This is a genomic window from Alkalihalobacterium alkalinitrilicum, from assembly GCF_002019605.1.
Classification (GTDB): domain Bacteria; phylum Bacillota; class Bacilli; order Bacillales; family Bacillaceae_F; genus Alkalihalobacterium; species Alkalihalobacterium alkalinitrilicum.
Genome location: NZ_KV917368.1, coordinates 2,380,294 through 2,397,850 on the forward strand (window position 1 = coordinate 2,380,294; position 17,557 = coordinate 2,397,850).

The window sequence follows — 17,557 nt, forward strand, 5'->3', positions numbered from 1 at the left end:
TATTTTCATGCAAAAAAACAGACATATACTATTCTGTACATATATTTAAAGTCCCCTCCTCCAGGATCGGTTCGAGCAACAAGAACTCAATCAAATTTTAGGAGGATTTTTTTATGTCAATTCTTAACTCATTCCCAAACAGTAAGAAAGTTTATGTGAACGAAAAAAACAAAAATGTATCAGTTCCATTTCGTGAAATAGAACTAAGCCCCACTTCGTTTAACGGTGAAGAAATTGCGAATGAACCATTTAGAGTTTATGACACGACTGGACCTTACACAGATACATCCTACAAAGCAGATGTGAGGAAAGGTTTACCAGAACTCCGGAAACCATGGATTTTGGAGCGTGATGATGTCGAATGTTATGTCGGCCGAAATGTGAAACCCGAAGATAATGGATTTATCGATTTAGAAAAAACAAAAGCCGTAAAAATATTTGATACGACAAATCGAAAACCACTTCGAGCCAAACAAGGGAAAAATGTAACGCAGTTGCATTATGCCAAACAGGGGATCATTACTCCAGAGATGGAGTTTATTGCGATACGTGAGGGATTAGAGCCTGATTTTGTACGTTCTGAAGTGGCAAGTGGAAGAGCAATCATTCCATCAAACATCAATCATCCAGAAAGTGAACCAATGATTATCGGCCGAAATTTCCATGTGAAAATTAATGCAAACATTGGAAACTCTGCGGTCAGTTCTTCCATTGAAGAAGAAGTTGAAAAAATGACGTGGGCGATCCGCTGGGGTGCTGATACAATCATGGACTTATCAACTGGTAAACATATTCATACTACGAGAGAATGGATCATACGAAATAGCCCTGTTCCAGTTGGTACGGTACCCATTTATCAAGCACTCGAAAAAGTAAATGGAGTCGCAGAAGACTTAACGTGGGAAGTTTACCGCGATACATTAATCGAACAAGCCGAACAAGGGGTTGATTACTTTACGATTCATGCAGGAGTGTTATTACGTTATGTGCCGATAACCGCGAATCGCTTAACAGGAATCGTCTCAAGAGGTGGATCGATTATGGCTGCTTGGTGTCTTGCTCACCATCAAGAAAACTTCTTATACACACACTTTGAAGAGATCTGTGAAATTATGAAAACATACGATATCGCCTTTTCTCTAGGGGATGGTTTACGTCCAGGTTCCATTGCGGATGCAAATGATGAGTCTCAATTTGCTGAGTTAGAAACGCTAGGAGAGTTAACGAAAATTGCTTGGGAGCATGACGTTCAAGTAATGGTAGAAGGACCAGGACATGTACCGATGCATAAAATTAAAGAAAATATGGATAAGCAACTTCAAATTTGTAATGAAGCACCATTTTATACACTTGGCCCATTAACAACTGATATTGCCCCAGGTTATGACCACATTACGTCAGCGATTGGTGCTGCGATGATCGCTTCTTATGGAACCGCAATGCTTTGCTATGTTACACCAAAAGAACATTTAGGCCTACCAAATAAAGACGATGTCCGAGAAGGCGTCGTTACTTATAAGCTCGCCGCTCACGCTGCTGATTTGGCTAAAGGCCACCCTAACGCTCAAAAGCGTGATGATGCCCTTTCAAAGGCACGTTTTGAGTTCCGTTGGCGTGATCAATTTAACTTATCACTTGATCCTGAAAAAGCGATGAGCTTCCATGATGAAACCTTACCAGCAGAAGGTGCGAAAACAGCTCACTTTTGTTCAATGTGCGGGCCTAAATTTTGCAGCATGAAAATTTCTCACGACCTCCGTCAAACCGCAAAGGAAAAAGGAATCGATGAACAGACACTATTAAAAGAAGAAATGGACAAAAAATCAGAAGAATTTAAAGAGCAAGGAAGTAAAATTTATACAAAACTGTAATTCATAATGAGATTAAAGGGGCTGAGGATGGTACTAGGTACTATCCTTCGGCCCCCTCTCTAATTTCCAACTCCATCCCTACTATGAGAATACTAAATTAATTAGCTATAACTCTCCTTTGTTTGGCTCCCCTTTCTTCCTTTTACTGAAATTCTATGTATCTATCGGATCCTTTATTAGCTCATATTTCCTTTTACTGGAACAACCTGTGTTTATTTCTCTATTTTCGCCTTATTTTTCTTTTACTAGAACTTTTTGTACCTAAAATCTTCTTTCCTACCAACAAGCTTTACTAGAATTATAAAGTGAAACTTCCATCAGTGAGGGCCCACACGAGGTGGGTCACACAGACGTTGCCACAGGACGTGGCGAACTTAGTCTGTGTTCCTACTTGTTACTGGCAGTTTATCCCCCACTTATCCTTCTTCGATTCCTCTAAGTCTTGAAGTGGGGGTTTTACTGCCAGTTGATGCGGGGAAAACTAACCAAAAAACCCCCAACTTTCAAATAGAAAAGTTGAAGGTTCAATCTACATAACTTTATTGCCACTCACCATCCTGGTCCCACTGCCCTGCTTGCAGCCCTATACCTTCTAATAATTGTGTAATTAATGATCTCGATTCACCGACTAGTGAATCTTCGGTACAGGTAGAGTCAGGGTTATAACCCATATCTAGGGCTTGCTGGAGTGTTACTTCCTCTAAAAAGTTGGTTACTTCAGCATCATTAAAACAAGGTGGTGATACGTAAACATTCAATGAATGGTCAATAATCATTCTCGCATTAGCTGGAGCAACTTCTGTTGTCTTAATTAAAGAACCTACCAAAACAAATAAAATAATAAAAATGGAAATAAGGATTGATATCGTTTTGTACATCATTTATTCATGCCCTTCTCTAGCTAGTAATCTATCCATTATTTTAGTATGAATTGATAGATTGAGCAATGAAAAACGATTGAACAATTATTTATACAACCCATTCACTAGAATATCTAGCGCATATGGAGCACGAACACCTTCTGCTGCTGCTGACAACGAGATCACAATAAAATTTTCGTTCTCAATTGCTGTAACATTTTCAAGAGCTGGATGACGCAGAAGTAATTCTTTCTTTTCCTCTACCGTTGTTTCACCATAATCAACGATAACAATGACTTCTGGATCTCGGTCAACGACTTCTTCCCAACTAACTTCTGCCCAGTTTTTGTCAACATCACTAAAAATATTTTCCGCTCCTGCTAATGTAATTAATGAATTTAAAAAGTTTTGGGCAACGGTAAACGGCGCAGTATCGCCACTATCAAAAACAAACACTCGCTTTTTTTCTGTAACTTCTGGGATGTCATTCTTAATTTTTTCTAGCTCTTCCTTCATTGAAGCAATCAGTTCTTCTCCTCTTTCTTCAACATGAAAAATTCGCGAAATATTACGGATATCAGTATAAATATCTTCTATTGTTGGACCAATTATCGTTGAAGACTCATGTAAATAAGCATTGATGCCAAACTCTTGCAATTGCTCCACAGTTCCAATATTGTCTTCACGAAAGGCACTTGCCCATCCAGCGTACGCAAAATCAGGTTCTTCTGCTAAAAATACTTCTTGCGATGGATAGCGGTCGGATAATACAGGAATAGATTCATAGGCATCTTTAAATTCTGGTAACACTTCATCATCTAGATAGGCTGTACCTACCATAAACTCCTCTAACCGAAGTGCTAACATGACTTCTGTAACATGTTGATTTAAGGTGACGGCCCGCTGAGGTGGTTCTGTAAAGACTAAAAAATGATCATTATTTTCAATCTCAACCGTTTCATTTACACTTTCTTCTTTGACCTCTGCTTGCGCTTCTTCTGCTTTCTCTGCTTCCGATCCAGTTGGTGCTCCTGGTTGGCTCGTACTCGCCTCTTGTCCACAGCCAACTAACATCGTTATTATAAACAGTCCAGATAATATGGTTTTTATCGTATTTAATTTTTTCATTCTTGCATCTCCTTAACTGTATATTTGGCTATGATCGTCCACCGACTACTAAGTGGTTGATGCATCATTTCTCCTTGCATCTGTAATGGGTAACCACCGTTTGCCCAAACATCATTTTCATAGGGGCGTAGCTTACTCATATGCTCATTCAATTTTTTATCAAGCGTTTCGTCTCTTTTTAATTCCACCTCGTTCTTCACTAAGTGCGGCATTAAGCTAGAAGCCGCTGAATGACTAGATGGCTGGTAATTTTCAAACATTCCCATCACTTCAAATCCTTCTACCTTTAAGAGATATCCCAGTTCACGTGGTAAAATAAGACTGTATTCTCGATCTACTTTAAAGCATGATTGTTGAAGATTTTGTTCATATGTTTCATAGGTTAATGTAGTTTCAAAAGTTTGCCGTGATAGTGACGTTTGCCCATGAATCGTTTGATAGATTCTCTTCTTGCCCCATTGTTTACACTGCTGATAATTCCATTTAGTTTCATTCGGTGGAAGAAAAATATCTATTGCTACCAAACCACCATTCACTAAATGATTTTTCACATTTAATAAAACTTGTAACTGTTCTTCTGGTAAAAGGAAATGTTGTAAAAAACCTTCCGTTAATAAAACATGGCTAAACTTTGTTTGAAGGGAAAAATTCAACACATTTTCTTGTAAGAGTATAAGCTTAGATGGATTACTTAATCGCTTCTTTTTCTTCACAGCAATCGATAACATGTCTTCACTCGTATCTATTCCTGTTACAACGATACCTAAATTGGCTAATTCATAAGCGACTCTTCCTGTTCCTACACCAAGCTCTAACACTTGACAACTGGCATCTGAAGCTAACCAATTTTTATAAAACTTCAAACCAACTTTCCCAGTAAACAAATCAAAATACTCGGCTTCGAGCCCAATATAGGGCTGAGAATGTTGCCTTTCATGGCGTTCACCTTGCATCCCGCATCGATTACAAAGTGAACCTGCCAATTCGTGAAAAAGTGTTCCTTTAGGAATCCCGTTTTTAGGATCGCCATTTCTCTCCTCATATTGAAACCCACAAAAGTTACATATAAACTCGCCCATTCTTTCCTCCTATTGGTTAGAAGCTAATGACGGTACATATTTAGTTTGAGACTGATCGAACATCTTAGACGTATATAAAATATGTGTTTTTCCTGTAAGAGGGTGTTTAATAACCGTTCCATTGACATTAAAAACATCGGCTAACAACTGTTCTGTTAAAACTTGTTCGGGTGACCCTTCGGCGACGATCTTTCCCTCATAAATAACAAGTAATCTATCACAATAGGAAGCGGCTAAATTTAAATCATGCAAGGCTGCTAAAGACGTTAATTTTAATCCTTTTACAACATCTAAAAGATGCAGCTGGTGATGAATATCAAGATGATTTGTAGGTTCATCTAAAATAAATAGTTGCGGTTCTTGAGCAAGCGCTCTAGCAATCAACACCCTTTGCTTTTCCCCGCCAGATAGATTTGCAAAATTTTTGCTTCTATAGTGTTCAATCCCGACTTCCCTCAATGACCGTGTGACAATTTCTTCATCATAGGCATTATCTTTTTCTAAAAATTTCTTATGAGGATGTCGACCCATTCTAACAATATCTTCTACTGTAAAATCAAATGGAACCGAACTTTCTTGGCCGACAACAGCCACTTTTTGTGCAAACTTGCGATTAGTCCAGTTTTTTGTATTCGATTGATTGATGAAGATATCTCCAGTATGAGGCGCATAAATTCGGTAAATCGTTTTTAATAACGTTGACTTGCCACTACCATTAGGACCAATAACCCCAACAAATTCACCATCATTCACGGTAAAGTTAATGTCTTCAATGATTTGTTTTTGATCGATTTTCGTTATAACACTTTGAACCGAGAGCTCCATTATTTGTCACCATCCCCTGTACCAAAAGAATAGTTACTTCTTCGTAATAACCAGATAAAAAATGGACCACCACAAATGGCCGTTACAATCCCTATTGGTAATTCTTGTGGAGAGACGACCGTTCTTGCTGCAACATCTGCCCACACTAAAAAAATCGCACCGACTAAACTACTAACAACTAATACTCTGCGGTGGTCTGAACCAACCATTAAACGCACGATATGTGGAACCATGAGTCCAATAAAACCAATCGCTCCACTTACGGCAACCATCACACCTGTTAATAAAGCTGTAAGTAAAATTAAAAATTTCTTGAACACATCAATATTCATACCTAGCGTTGTTGCTGTAGCATCTCCCATTAATAGTAAATTAAGGGGACGATAAGATAAAATTAAAATAACCACACCAATGAATAATGATAAAAATGGGACAGGAAGTTGCTCCCACTTTGCTCCTGCTAAACTGCCCATCATCCAAAACATCGCATCGCGAATTCCTTCTTCACGGGGAGCCGAAATGACTATATAGCTTGTAACGGCCGATAACATCATAGACACGGCTATTCCAGCTAATAATAGACGAACTGTCGAAATTCTGCCACGCACTTGCGCTAACATAAATACGAGTAACACCGAAACTAGTGCGCCTAAAAAAGCTGCTATTGACAGGGCATAAATTCCAAACATTTTGAAAGCACCAAAGATAATGACTAACGTGGCACCGACAGAAGCTCCTGATGATACCCCAAGAATAAATGGATCGGCAAGTGAGTTACGAACTAAAGCCTGAATGGCAACACCAACGACAGCTAGTCCTGCACCTACTACAGCACCTAATAAAACTCTAGGAAACCGAATTTCCCAAATGATTTGTTCCTGAGCTTGTGACCAGTCTTTAACGATAAACTCGCTTATGTACGGTATTTTAGATAAGGCAATTTTCCATACCGCTAATGGCGAAATGGAGACAGGTCCAAGCATTACTGCAGCTGTCATCGAACCTATAAGTACAATGGATAATATAAGTACAAAAAGAAACTGCGACACACGAGAAGCTTCTTTTTCATTTGTTTCTTTTAAAAAGGGATTATTCTTTATGTCAGTTCGCATTTACCTGCCCCCCTCTTTAAATCGTAATTATTACGATTTAAAATGTGCCCAATGACCTCTATTGTCACAAGTTTTTTTATTAAAAACTCTCATTAAATATTTTACAAGTGGTAAACAGTTGCAATTTAACACCAAATATAGACGCAATGCCTTAACATTGCATCTATATTTGGTCGTAAAAAGTGCCTTTTCCTTCACTAGGATGAGACCCCAACTCCACCTTCACTAAACCACTGCATTTTCTCACGGAATGAAACAATTTCACCTACTAGAATAATAGCTGGATGCGAAACGTTTGCTTCACTCGCTGTTTTTTCAATATTTTGTAAAGTTCCAACAATCGTCCTTTGCCTCTCCGTTGTTCCCCATTCAATAATAGCGACTGGGGTTGTTTCCTTTTTCCCATGACGAATGAGCTCGGTACAGATCAATGGTAAATTTTTCACACCCATATAAAAAGCAATGGTATCTATTCCACTAGCTAACGCCTTCCACTTTTCCTCATTATTTTCTTCATGTTGTAGGTGTCCAGTAACCATCGCAAAGCTAGACCCAAAATCACGATGTGTTACAGGAATTCCTGCATATGCGGGTGCAGCAATACCAGACGATACCCCAGGAACAATTTCATACGGAATATCGCACCGAGCTAGTACCTCTGCTTCTTCACCCACTCTACCAAACACACAAGGGTCGCCCCCTTTTAATCTCGTAACCACTTTTCCTTCTTGCGCTTTCGCTACTAATAAATCATTAATTTGCTCTTGCTTTAGCGTATGATGCTTCGGAAGTTTCCCGCAATATATGAATTCAGCATGAGCATGAGCATATTCAAGTAGAGAAGGGTTAGCCAGTCGATCATAAATGATCACGTCCGCTGCTTTTATGCACTCTAATCCACGTACCGTAATTAACTTCGGATCGCCTGGACCTGCCCCAACTAAGTACACCTTTCCACTGTTCATTTCATTCCCACCTCTTTAATGCTTACAAGGGATTTTCGATTGGTTCTTCTTTCTTTTTCTCAATACCAAGATCAGCAAATGTTGCCATCTCAGTTAAAATTCTTGTTGCTGCATCGAGTAGTGGATAAGCTAATGCCGCCCCTGTTCCTTCACCTAATCTTAGGTCCAGTGAAAGTAGCGGTTTTTTATCTAAGTATTCAAATACAGCTTTTTGTCCAGGTTCTACCGATTGATGACTAATGATTAAATAATCTTTTATGGTTGGACAAAGCTCATAGGCAACAAGAGCTGCAGCTGTTGAAATAAATCCATCAACAATAACAGGTATACGATTAGCTGTTGCTTGTAATAAGACACCTGCCAGTGCGGCAATTTCAAGCCCTCCTACACGTGCTAACACTTGAAGAGTAGAAGCTTCACTAACATTGCGTCGCTCTAGTGCTTCTTTGATAATCGCTATTTTTTGTAGCTGCCCTTCTTCCGTTAATCCCGTTCCTCGACCAACTACATCTTGGACATCCGCATTCGTAAACGCAGCAATTAAGGCACTACTTGCTGTGGTGTTACCAATACCCATTTCACCAATAATAATCGCCTCATGCCCTTGATCAATGACGTTCTGAGCTACGTCCATCCCTGCTTCGATCGCTTCGATCGCTTCTTGTTCACTCATTGCATCTTCATTATAGAAATTGTTCGTTCCATTTTTCACTTTTTTCACAACTAACGAAGGATGATTCACCTCACCGTTGACCCCAACATCAACGACCGTTACATTAGCACCAATTTGGTTGGCAAGGACATTAATGGCTGCACGTCCTTTAATAAAGTTATCGATCATTAGTTTCGTCAATTCTTGCGGGTATGCTGATACACCTTCATTGACGATGCCATGGTCGCCAGCACACACAATAACCGCAGGTGACTTTACCGTTGGCCGCTCTTTTCTGGTTATCCCTGCTAATTGAATGGCTAACTCTTCTATTCTCCCTAAAGCACCAATTGGCTTCGTTAATTGGTCAACATGATCGCTTACTAACTTCATTACTTGATCATCAAGTGGTTTTATGCTTGATAGGATTTCATTAATTGGACTCATCTTTATTCTTCTCCTTATACTGTACACATTTTTCTACGAATGACGCGGCAACTTTTGGGTTGGATGCAAAATGAATGTGCGTATAGCCAGCAACGATGTTGTCTGTTCTGTAACCTTCTTCTTTTTCTCCACGAAGCGCTTTAACATAATAAGCTTTTTCGAACTCTTTATCACTTTCAAAAGTAGAATAATGAAACTCATGACCTCTTGCTTCCTCACCTTTTTTAAAAAGGAAGGTTTCGTCGATTGCAGTTACTTGACGGTAGCCTAGTGCGGCTAATCTTTCTTGCATTTTTACCTTTCCTGGAATAACGCCGACCATTGGGAACGTTTCTCCTTCGCTACTAGCAATCGATTCGGTTAAGTACATAAACCCACCACACTCAGCAAAAGTAGGTAGACCATTTGAAATCGCATTTTTTATATCCTCTTTAGCTTGTTCGTTTTCTGAAAGTTCTTTTGCAAACTCTTCTGGGAAACCACCACCAATGTACAAACCATCGACTTCGGCAGGTAGTGTTTCCCCTGCTAGAGGACTAAAGAATATAAGTTCAGCCCCTGTCTTCTCCAACAACTTAAAGTTTTCACGATAATAGAAGTTAAAGGCTGAATCGTAGGCGACTGCGATTTTGACTTCTCGTTCTTGCTCATCCTGCTGTGAAAATAAGTCTGTTTTTAACTCAAGCGTTGGACCTCGTTCAGAAATACGCAATAATTCATCCAAATCGATACGATCAGCGACTACATCACCAAGCTCATAAAAAAACTCATCTAGCTCGCCTCTCTCAATCGCTGGGATTAACCCTAAATGGCGTTCAGGAATCGTAAGACCGTCTCCTTTTAGTAAATAGCCAACAACAGGCACATCACATTCCTCTTCAATCGCCGTTTTACACAGTTCAAAATGCCCTTTACTACCAGCTTGATTTAAAATAACGCCAGCAATATTGACGTTTGGGTCTAACATTTGATAGCCTTTGACGATCGCAGCGGCACTTCTTGCCATACTTGCAATGTTAACGACCAAAATGACAGGAGCTTGAAGAAGTAAACTAATTTCTGCGGTACTCCCGACATTACTTTTGGGACTTTTCCCATCATAAAAGCCCATAACACCCTCTATGATCGAAAGGTCTGCTCCTTGACTTGCGTCAACAAAAATATCGTTCACGATATCATGCTCGAGCATCCAGCTATCGACATTTCGCGATTGCCTACCTGTTACAGCGGTATGGTAACTAGGATCGATATAATCAGGTCCACATTTAAAGCCTTGTACGGTTAGTCCTTTCTTTTTAAAAGCAGCCATTAAACCGATCGTCAATGTTGTTTTACCAACCCCACTATTCGTTCCTGCAATTACTATTCTTCGTTGCATCATGTCACATCCTCTAACCTTACTTTTTCACAGCGATCGAAATCGTTACATTGCCACTTTTCTTTTTTTCTAGTAAAAGTTCATCTACTTCTGCAGCAATCAGTGCTGCTGGTTCACTAACTCCATAAGCTCCAGTGAATTTATAGACCGTTTCAGAAGGATTTTTGATTGGAGCAGCGTTCAATTGTTCTGGAGTATAGTAGACAAAGTCCCATCCAAAATCGGTACAAACCTCTATCAAACCTTCTTCATCTTTTTTCAAGTCAATCGTTGCTATCGACTTAACCGATTGAATAGAGATTCTTTCATCTTTCAACGTTTCCTCGATCACTTGTTTAATTTCTAAAGCACTCGTCCCACGATTACAACCGATCCCTAAATAAACCGATTTCGGTCGGTACAACACACCGTTTGCTAACAATTTGTTTTCTTCTTCTTTTGATAAAATTCGGTGGGTAATGACAAGAGCTGCATTGTATTCGGTTTTGAGTGCTTCTTCAACTGATTGTACCACTTTCATTTGTTTTGGTAGTGGACGATCATGCTTCCACCATGTTTTTTCACCTGATTCTTGTAAAATAACAAGTGGCTCTTCATTCACAACCGCGGCACTCACAGGAATAATATTTGCATAATCTTCAACCGTCCAGCCCAATTCACGTCCGAAAATATCAACTGGAATCGTTTTTTGCACATCAGATGCAGTTGTAATCACAGGAGTTGCATGGAGATATGAAGCGACTTCACGAGTTAAATCATTGGCACCACCAATATGCCCTGAAAGTACACTAATAACAAACTCACCTTTATCATCAATAACGACGACAGCTGGATCGATTTTCTTATCTTTTAAAATCGGAGCAATCATTCGAACAACTGCCCCTAAAGAAATCACCATAATAATACCATCATAGCGTTTGAACATATCGGGTAAAAGGAGTTTGATCGAACCTTCGAATAATTGAATGTTTTTTTCTTGTTCATCACCACGTTCAAACTTCTTCATATAATACAGATTGGCTTTCGGCATGGAAGCACGTAACTTCCGAACAAGATCCACACCGTGCTTCGTAATCGCAACTAAAGCAATGTTATCCATTGACCTTTTCCCCTTTACGGAAGCCGTGAGTGAACGTCTTATCATAAAGCTTTGATTCGTACTTCCCTTCTTCAAAAAGAAGTTGTTCATCGGCAGCTTTACTAATGATCACCATCGCTTGTTTCCGAATTCCTTCTGTCCTCATCGCTTCATCTAGCTGCCCCAATGTTGTTCGAACAACTTTTTGATCTGGCCATGAGGCACGGTAAACGACAACAACAGGATCAGTCTCTAACCAGCCCGCTTCTAAAAACTCGCGAACCACTTTTTTAATTAAGGTTGCACTTAAAAATAAGGCAGTAGAGCAATGATGGCTTGCTAAGTCCTTTAACTGCTCACGTTCCGGCATCGGTGTACGCCCTTCAGCTCTCGTTAATATCACCGTTTGGGTTAGTTCTGGAACGGTTAACTCAATTCCAGCCGCAGCTGCTGCCGCAAATACTGAACTTACACCTGGAATGATTTCATAATCAACTTCCTCGCGTTTTAAGTAGCGCATCTGTTCTAAGATCGCACCATAAACTGCAGGATCTCCTGTATGAACACGAGCGACACTCTTATCTTGACGAACATTTGAAACCATACAATCTACGAGTTCTTCTAAATTCATTCCAGCACTTTTTATAATTTCGGCATCAGGCTTTGCCACTTCCATTAACTGTTCATTCACTAGTGAATCGGTGTATAAAATCACATCAGCTTGCTTTAAAATATTTTGACCCTTTACCGTTATTAATTCGGGGTCTCCTGGACCTGCTCCAACGATATATACTTTTGCTTCTAACAAACGAGTCACCTACTTTCTTACTAACATTAATGTTAAGTATTCTAGTTCCGCCGTTTTCAATTCACGAACATCTTTCCAAATATATTCCTCACCTGAAGTCACTTTTGTCACAACGGTCGCTTTATCAACTAAATCTAACTCTTCTAACAGGTCAATCATCATTGGCAGCACTTTCGCTACTTTAATAAAAACCATTCCATCATGGTCTTGCAGTGCTTTTTTCATTTCTTCTCGATTGTCGGTTGCAGGAATGATCCCCGTCCAATCATCTCCATCCGCAAGCGGAATGCCAAGTCTTGATGCAGCCCCATTTACAGATGAAATCCCAGGAATCGAAACGATATTAACTTCGGGATGAAGCTCTTTCATTAATCGATACAAATGAATGAAAGTACTGTAAAGCATCGTATCTCCTTCTGTTACAAAGGCAACATCTTTTCCTTGTTTGACACATTCCCATACTTGATCAACGATCGTACGCCATTCACGATCAAGTACTTCTTGATCCTTTGTCATTGGAAAGACAAGACCGAGCATTTCTTTATTCTCCGTATCAATATATTGATCGACAATTTGATAGGCATAACTTTTACTACCTTTTCTTTTTTTCGGGTAAGCAACAACATCTGCTTCTTTCAGCATGCGATAGGCCTTAATCGTTATTAATTCAGGATCACCAGGTCCTACTCCGACACCGTACACGGTTCCGATGGTCATGATTGTTCCTCCTTATGTTTCGCTGTGATAATGTAAATTGGATTTAACCCTTCAAAACGGTTCATATGTAAAATCGGTTTACTTCTTGAAATTTGTACGAGCCTAACTGAAGTCTCAAATTCTAGTGCTCTAAAAGTTTCATTCGCTAGATACAGCGTTTCAATCGTTGCTGCATTCAAGACAATCCGCCCACCTTTATTCAGGCGACTTGCACAAACTCTTAACAAGTCCTGCATTTCTCCACCAGTCCCGCCGATAAAGATCGCATCAGGATTCGGGAAATCTTCAAGTCCTTCAGGAGCTTTACTACATTTGACAGTAATATCTGCTCTAAACTTTTTCGTGTTTTCCAAGCAGTTTTCATAGTCTGCTTGATTTTTTTCCATTGCATATACTTGACCATGCCTTGCGATTCTTGCACTTTCTATCGCAACAGAGCCAGTACATGTACCAATATCCCATACAACAGAATTTTCATGTAAATTTAATTCAGCTAAACTTAGAACGCGAACTTCTTTTTTTGTAATTAAACCTTTATCTGGTTTTCGTTGCTTAAATTCATCATCAGATATTCCTAATGACCAGTTTGGACCTTGTCCAGTTCGTTTTAAGATGACGATATTAAGAGGATGTCCTTCATAATCAGTCATTTCTTCTAATGATAGTTGAACAACCTTCTCATTTTCACCGCCAAGCGCTTCAGCTACATACGAATCATATTCTTCTATACCGTAAGAAAGAAGATACTTTGCAATTGTAGCTGGTGTATTATTTTTATCTGTTAATAGGCACACTTTAGCACGGCCGTCGACTTTTTGAGCGAGTCCTTTCATCGTTCGGCCATGTAAACTAATGAATGTACAATCTTGCCAACTTTCTTGAATTTTTGCAAAAGCCTCTTGGATGGAACTTAAATTAGGATAAATCTCTACTGGTAACTTTTTAGAAAGATAACTTCCTATCCCAAAAAAAAGAGGGTCACCAGAAGCTAATAAAACACAACGTTTGTCCGTCGCTTGAAGTTGTTCTACTGCTGTCTTTAAATTGCCCTTTAGTACAATTCTATCGCCATTGTACTCTGGAAAAAACTGTAGTTGCCTTTCTCCACCTATTAAACATTCACTTTCATAGATCCATTTTTCATAGATCGGTAAAAGACTAGACTTTCCACCATCTGTTATTCCGATAATTTTAATCGGTTGTCCCATTTTACTACCTCTTTTCCTAACACTTCTTTACTCATGGAGATAATATAGACTTCAATGTCTAAGCCACCTCTAATTTCTTGTAAGCTCTTTTGCCCAATTAATTGACAAAGTTTTGAGAAGAAGCCATGGTATCCATGTTCTAACATCATCGTTCCAACTTGTGATGCTGTATTGGCACCGCGAATCTCCTCTAGCAAATTGTTTGGTACCCCTGCACCTTTTGCTACTTCAGAGAGAAAATTAAAATCGACAGGTGCACTTTTGGAATGAACCATCATGACACCTTGAGCGACTTTAGAAAACTTCCCCATCATGCCGACGAGTGTTATTTTCTTTACTTTTTTGGCTTTACATTGCTTCAAAGCAAAACCGACGAAATCGCCCATTTCAATAAAAGCCTCTTCCTTGGCATCAGGATGAGTTTCAATCGCAAATTTTTCACTTCTCCCACCCGTTGTTAAAAATAAATGGTCACAACCATTGGTAACAGCTACTGAGATGGCTTGAGCAATACTCGCTTTAAATGCAGAAGTAGAGAATGGGACCACCGTACCTCTTGTTCCTAAAATCGAAATCCCACCAATAATTCCGAGTCTACTGTTTAATGTTTTCTTAGCAATCTCTTCACCTTCAGGAACGGAAATAATAATCCGAATACCTTGTGTTAGCGAGAATCGTTCCAAGACTTCTAAAGCCACTTCCATAATCATCTTTCGAGGAACTGGATTAATCGCAGCTTCACCAACAGCAACAGGCAATCCTGGCTTTGTAACTCGTCCCACCCCAACACCACCATCAAGGTGAATTCCTTCGTCTTTTGTAAAGCAAACAGTCGACACAATTTCAGCTTTATGAGTCGCGTCTGGATCGTCTCCAGCATCTTTTATAACCGTTGCCGTTGCTTCAAGTTTGGTAAACGTCACTTCTTTCATATGAAAAGTCACAACTTTACCAACTGGTAAGCGAATCGATACTTCGTTTACTTCGCGTTGCTCTAAAAGGGAGAGTAGGGCAGCTTTTGTGGCTGCCGTTGCATTTGCTCCCGTTGTGTACCCATACCGCATATCCTTCGGGTCTTTTTCCACTTTCTTTTTCATCGTTTACCCCTGCTTTTCAGCCATGATAGACAATGCATTTAACGCCGCAACAGTAACGGGACTTCCTCCTTTACGTCCGATATTTGTAATAAAAGGAATATCCAGCTTTGCTAGCTCTTCTTTTGATTCAGCTGCAGAGACGAAGCCAACTGGCATACCAATTACAAGTCCTGGACGCGCTTCACCGTTCTTAACTAAGCGAATCAACTCCAGTAAGGCAGTCGGTGCATTTCCGATGGCAAAAATTCCTCCATCTGCTTCTTTGATCGCTTTGCGAATAGACACGATTGCACGAGTAGTATTTAACCGTTTCGCTTCTTCAATAACATCTTGGTCAGAAATATAAACTTGAACACTACCACCGAATTTTTCAAGACGTGGTTTACTAATTCCGACTTGAACCATTTGAACATCAGCAACGACTTTTTTACCTGAGCGGATCGCTTGAATTCCCGCTTGAACGGCATCTGGATGAAACACGACACTTCTTCCTAAATCAAAATCAGCAGACGCATGTATGATTCGTTGGACTACTGGATATTGTTCTTCTGTAAACGAGTGCTCCCCTAGCTCATCTGTAATCATTTGAAAGCTTAACCCTTCAATCTCTTGTGGTTGTACGGTTAATGGTTTGAATTCTGTTTGAAAATCCATTTTTTACACCTCGAGTTTTTGATTTATTGTTTTTAAAACGTCCTTAAATGATCTACACATCATTCCGTAGTCAATTTTCGGTCGAGTAATCATAATTATTGGTATGTTTAATTCCCTTGCTGCTTCAACCTTCTCATCGACAGACCCAACTTTTCCACTTTCTTTTGTAATCATGAGTGTTACATCAAATTGTTTGAACAACGCGATGTTTAACTCTTTAGAGAAAGGACCTTGGATTGCCACAATATTTTTTTGTTCAACACCTAATTCCTCACATTTTTCCATGTTATCTTTTCGTGGCAACATTCTAGCGATTAAGCGTATACCCTCGGCATTTAAAAGATGTTTTGTGAAGATTTGTAATGTTTTACTCCCTGTCGTTAACATCACCACACCCTTTTGTTCTTTTGCGAGGAATGCTGCGTCTTCATAAGATGAAACATACGTAATGAGTTCATCATCTTCTTGATAATTCTCACGTTCATAGCGAACATAAGGAATTTGAGCAAGCTGTCCTGCTTCAACTCCATTTTTCGAAGCTTCCTCAGCGAATGGATGCGAAGCATCTACAATCATCTTGATACCTCGCTTTTGAATCAATACTGTCATTTCTTTAGCCGTTAATCTCCCAACGATCGTTTCAATGTTCGCTTTTCGTAATGAAATCGCTGCATTTTCCGTTACAACAGACGCCAACACTTCATAGCTTGCATCTTTCACTGATATCGCTAACTCTCTAGCATCACTCGTACCTGCTATAAGATAAATCATTTCATTACCTACCTTTGTAACTCGTGATCATGATGATGGTGGTGTTCATGGTGGTGTTCATGACCGTGGTCGTGATGATGATGATGAACATCCATATGTTCTATCGCATGAAGACGGAAAGAACAAACATCACAATTCAATTTCGCTTCCCCAACTAGTGCTTCATTGGCACGCTCAATAAAAATTGTTTTTAATTCAGGGTGGAAGCCAAAAAACTCCGTCATTGCAAACTGTAGGTTAGGATGGGCGTTTTGAAAATTTTCAAGCTTTTCAGTCATGCGGTCCATCAAGATCCCCGTAAAGAAGAAGTAAGGGATAATAAAGATCTTTTTTGCCCCTAACTTAATGGATCGATTAACTCCTTCTTCTACAGTAGGAGATGTTACACCAATAAAAGACAACTCAACATTAACCATATTTACTTTTTCAGATAAAAGTCTACCAATCTTATATAGATCACTATTTGCATCAGCATCACTACTACCACGCCCGACTAGTAAGATACCGACATCCTTCTGATCTTGAAAGAAACCTACATCCTTCAAACGTGATTGCAAAATATCAAAGACTTTGTCATGAATCCCAATAGGTCTTCCGTAAGTAAATTGGACGTTAGGATACATTTCTTTTGCCTCATCAATTTCTACAGGAATATGAATTTTTGCATGTCCCGCAGAGAAAAACATCATCGGAACAATTGCCACTTTCGTCGCACCACGTTCGATACAACGTTTAATTCCTTCTCGTATTGTTGGATGAGAAAACTCTAAAAAGCATGTCTCAACAATCGGACAGGAGATATCATCTTTCATAGAGTCAACAAATTGTAAAAGTTGTTCATTCCCTTCTCTTTTTTTCGTACCATGGCCGATAAATAAAATAGCATCCATTTTAATTCCTCCTCTAT

General features: G+C 39.5%; 17 protein-coding genes. 1 reads left to right on the plus strand and 16 read right to left on the minus strand.

Annotated elements, in window-relative coordinates; all coding sequences use genetic code 11:
* The first annotated feature begins 113 nt into the window (after nt 1-113).
* Nucleotides 114-1,871, plus strand: a complete 1,758-nt coding sequence (thiC, locus tag BK574_RS11155) for a phosphomethylpyrimidine synthase ThiC (RefSeq protein ID WP_078428662.1) — start codon at nt 114-116, stop codon at nt 1,869-1,871.
* Between the two features lie 539 nt (nt 1,872-2,410).
* On the opposite strand, the gene BK574_RS11160 is transcribed toward thiC, so the two are convergent.
* From BK574_RS11160 to BK574_RS11235, 16 genes are all read right to left on the minus strand, one after another.
* The gene (locus BK574_RS11160; RefSeq protein WP_238458006.1) at nt 2,411-2,752 is read right to left on the minus strand and encodes a hypothetical protein; all 342 of its coding nucleotides are present in this window, start codon (nt 2,750-2,752) and stop codon (nt 2,411-2,413) included.
* An 84-nt stretch (nt 2,753-2,836) separates the two neighbouring features.
* A complete protein-coding gene (locus tag BK574_RS11165; protein ID WP_078428663.1) occupies nt 2,837-3,859 on the minus strand; it encodes an ABC transporter substrate-binding protein in 1,023 nt (340 codons plus the stop codon).
* A complete protein-coding gene (locus BK574_RS11170) occupies nt 3,856-4,938 on the minus strand; it encodes a methyltransferase domain-containing protein (protein WP_078428664.1) in 1,083 nt (360 codons plus the stop codon). The genes BK574_RS11165 and BK574_RS11170 overlap by 4 nt, the downstream gene beginning before the upstream one ends.
* Before the next feature lie 9 nt (nt 4,939-4,947).
* On the minus strand, nt 4,948-5,763 hold the full coding sequence (locus BK574_RS11175) for an ABC transporter ATP-binding protein (protein ID WP_078428665.1): 816 nt from the start codon (nt 5,761-5,763) through the stop codon (nt 4,948-4,950).
* Nucleotides 5,763-6,761 carry a FecCD family ABC transporter permease gene (locus tag BK574_RS11180; protein ID WP_238458130.1) on the minus strand — a complete coding sequence of 333 codons (999 nt, stop codon included), beginning with the start codon at nt 6,759-6,761 and terminating at the stop codon, nt 5,763-5,765. Before BK574_RS11180 ends, BK574_RS11175 begins: the two co-directional genes overlap by 1 nt.
* Nucleotides 6,762-7,072: 311 nt before the next feature.
* Nucleotides 7,073-7,840, minus strand: a complete 768-nt coding sequence (gene cobA / locus BK574_RS11185) for a uroporphyrinogen-III C-methyltransferase (RefSeq protein WP_078428667.1) — start codon at nt 7,838-7,840, stop codon at nt 7,073-7,075.
* Nucleotides 7,841-7,862: 22 nt separating this feature from the next.
* Entirely contained in the window at nt 7,863-8,939 is a 1,077-nt protein-coding gene (gene cobT, locus BK574_RS11190; protein ID WP_078428668.1) for a nicotinate-nucleotide--dimethylbenzimidazole phosphoribosyltransferase, read from the minus strand.
* Nucleotides 8,926-10,320: a cobyrinic acid a,c-diamide synthase CobB gene (locus BK574_RS11195; protein WP_078428669.1), complete on the minus strand. Its 1,395-nt coding sequence runs from the start codon at nt 10,318-10,320 to the stop codon at nt 8,926-8,928. The genes cobT and BK574_RS11195 overlap by 14 nt, the downstream gene beginning before the upstream one ends.
* Before the next feature lie 16 nt (nt 10,321-10,336).
* On the minus strand, nt 10,337-11,416 hold the full coding sequence (locus tag BK574_RS11200; RefSeq protein ID WP_078428670.1) for a cobalt-precorrin 5A hydrolase: 1,080 nt from the start codon (nt 11,414-11,416) through the stop codon (nt 10,337-10,339).
* On the minus strand, nt 11,409-12,203 hold the full coding sequence (cobM, locus tag BK574_RS11205; RefSeq protein ID WP_075384968.1) for a precorrin-4 C(11)-methyltransferase: 795 nt from the start codon (nt 12,201-12,203) through the stop codon (nt 11,409-11,411). The genes BK574_RS11200 and cobM overlap by 8 nt, the downstream gene beginning before the upstream one ends.
* Before the next feature lie 9 nt (nt 12,204-12,212).
* A complete protein-coding gene (gene cobI / locus BK574_RS11210) occupies nt 12,213-12,920 on the minus strand; it encodes a precorrin-2 C(20)-methyltransferase (protein WP_075384969.1) in 708 nt (235 codons plus the stop codon).
* Nucleotides 12,917-14,128, minus strand: a complete 1,212-nt coding sequence (gene cbiE, locus BK574_RS11215; protein WP_078428671.1) for a precorrin-6y C5,15-methyltransferase (decarboxylating) subunit CbiE — start codon at nt 14,126-14,128, stop codon at nt 12,917-12,919. The genes cobI and cbiE overlap by 4 nt, the downstream gene beginning before the upstream one ends.
* Entirely contained in the window at nt 14,098-15,225 is a 1,128-nt protein-coding gene (locus tag BK574_RS11220; RefSeq protein ID WP_078428672.1) for a cobalt-precorrin-5B (C(1))-methyltransferase, read from the minus strand. The genes cbiE and BK574_RS11220 overlap by 31 nt, the downstream gene beginning before the upstream one ends.
* Before the next feature lie 3 nt (nt 15,226-15,228).
* Nucleotides 15,229-15,879 (minus strand): precorrin-8X methylmutase, encoded by a 651-nt coding sequence (locus tag BK574_RS11225; protein ID WP_075384972.1) that lies wholly within the window; start codon nt 15,877-15,879, stop codon nt 15,229-15,231.
* A gap of 3 nt (nt 15,880-15,882) precedes the next feature.
* On the minus strand, nt 15,883-16,650 hold the full coding sequence (cobK, locus tag BK574_RS11230) for a precorrin-6A reductase (RefSeq protein ID WP_078428673.1): 768 nt from the start codon (nt 16,648-16,650) through the stop codon (nt 15,883-15,885).
* Nucleotides 16,651-16,658: 8 nt separating this feature from the next.
* On the minus strand, nt 16,659-17,540 hold the full coding sequence (locus tag BK574_RS11235; protein WP_075384974.1) for a sirohydrochlorin chelatase: 882 nt from the start codon (nt 17,538-17,540) through the stop codon (nt 16,659-16,661).
* Between the last annotated feature and the right edge of the window lie 17 nt (nt 17,541-17,557).

Coding starts and splice junctions, on each gene's coding strand:
- BK574_RS11220 (WP_078428672.1), bottom strand. CDS start 15,225: ATGAAAAAGAAAGTGGAAAAAGACCCGAAGGATATGCGGTATGGGTAC.
- BK574_RS11160 (WP_238458006.1), bottom strand. CDS start 2,752: ATGATGTACAAAACGATATCAATCCTTATTTCCATTTTTATTATTTTA.
- cobA (WP_078428667.1), bottom strand. CDS start 7,840: ATGAACAGTGGAAAGGTGTACTTAGTTGGGGCAGGTCCAGGCGATCCG.
- thiC (WP_078428662.1), top strand. CDS start 114: ATGTCAATTCTTAACTCATTCCCAAACAGTAAGAAAGTTTATGTGAAC.
- cobK (WP_078428673.1), bottom strand. CDS start 16,650: ATGATTTATCTTATAGCAGGTACGAGTGATGCTAGAGAGTTAGCGATA.
- BK574_RS11165 (WP_078428663.1), bottom strand. CDS start 3,859: ATGAAAAAATTAAATACGATAAAAACCATATTATCTGGACTGTTTATA.
- BK574_RS11225 (WP_075384972.1), bottom strand. CDS start 15,879: ATGGATTTTCAAACAGAATTCAAACCATTAACCGTACAACCACAAGAG.
- cobT (WP_078428668.1), bottom strand. CDS start 8,939: ATGAGTCCAATTAATGAAATCCTATCAAGCATAAAACCACTTGATGAT.
- BK574_RS11235 (WP_075384974.1), bottom strand. CDS start 17,540: ATGGATGCTATTTTATTTATCGGCCATGGTACGAAAAAAAGAGAAGGG.
- BK574_RS11200 (WP_078428670.1), bottom strand. CDS start 11,416: ATGGATAACATTGCTTTAGTTGCGATTACGAAGCACGGTGTGGATCTT.
- BK574_RS11170 (WP_078428664.1), bottom strand. CDS start 4,938: ATGGGCGAGTTTATATGTAACTTTTGTGGGTTTCAATATGAGGAGAGA.
- cobI (WP_075384969.1), bottom strand. CDS start 12,920: ATGACCATCGGAACCGTGTACGGTGTCGGAGTAGGACCTGGTGATCCT.
- cbiE (WP_078428671.1), bottom strand. CDS start 14,128: ATGGGACAACCGATTAAAATTATCGGAATAACAGATGGTGGAAAGTCT.
- BK574_RS11180 (WP_238458130.1), bottom strand. CDS start 6,761: ATGACAGCTGCAGTAATGCTTGGACCTGTCTCCATTTCGCCATTAGCG.
- BK574_RS11195 (WP_078428669.1), bottom strand. CDS start 10,320: ATGATGCAACGAAGAATAGTAATTGCAGGAACGAATAGTGGGGTTGGT.
- BK574_RS11175 (WP_078428665.1), bottom strand. CDS start 5,763: ATGGAGCTCTCGGTTCAAAGTGTTATAACGAAAATCGATCAAAAACAA.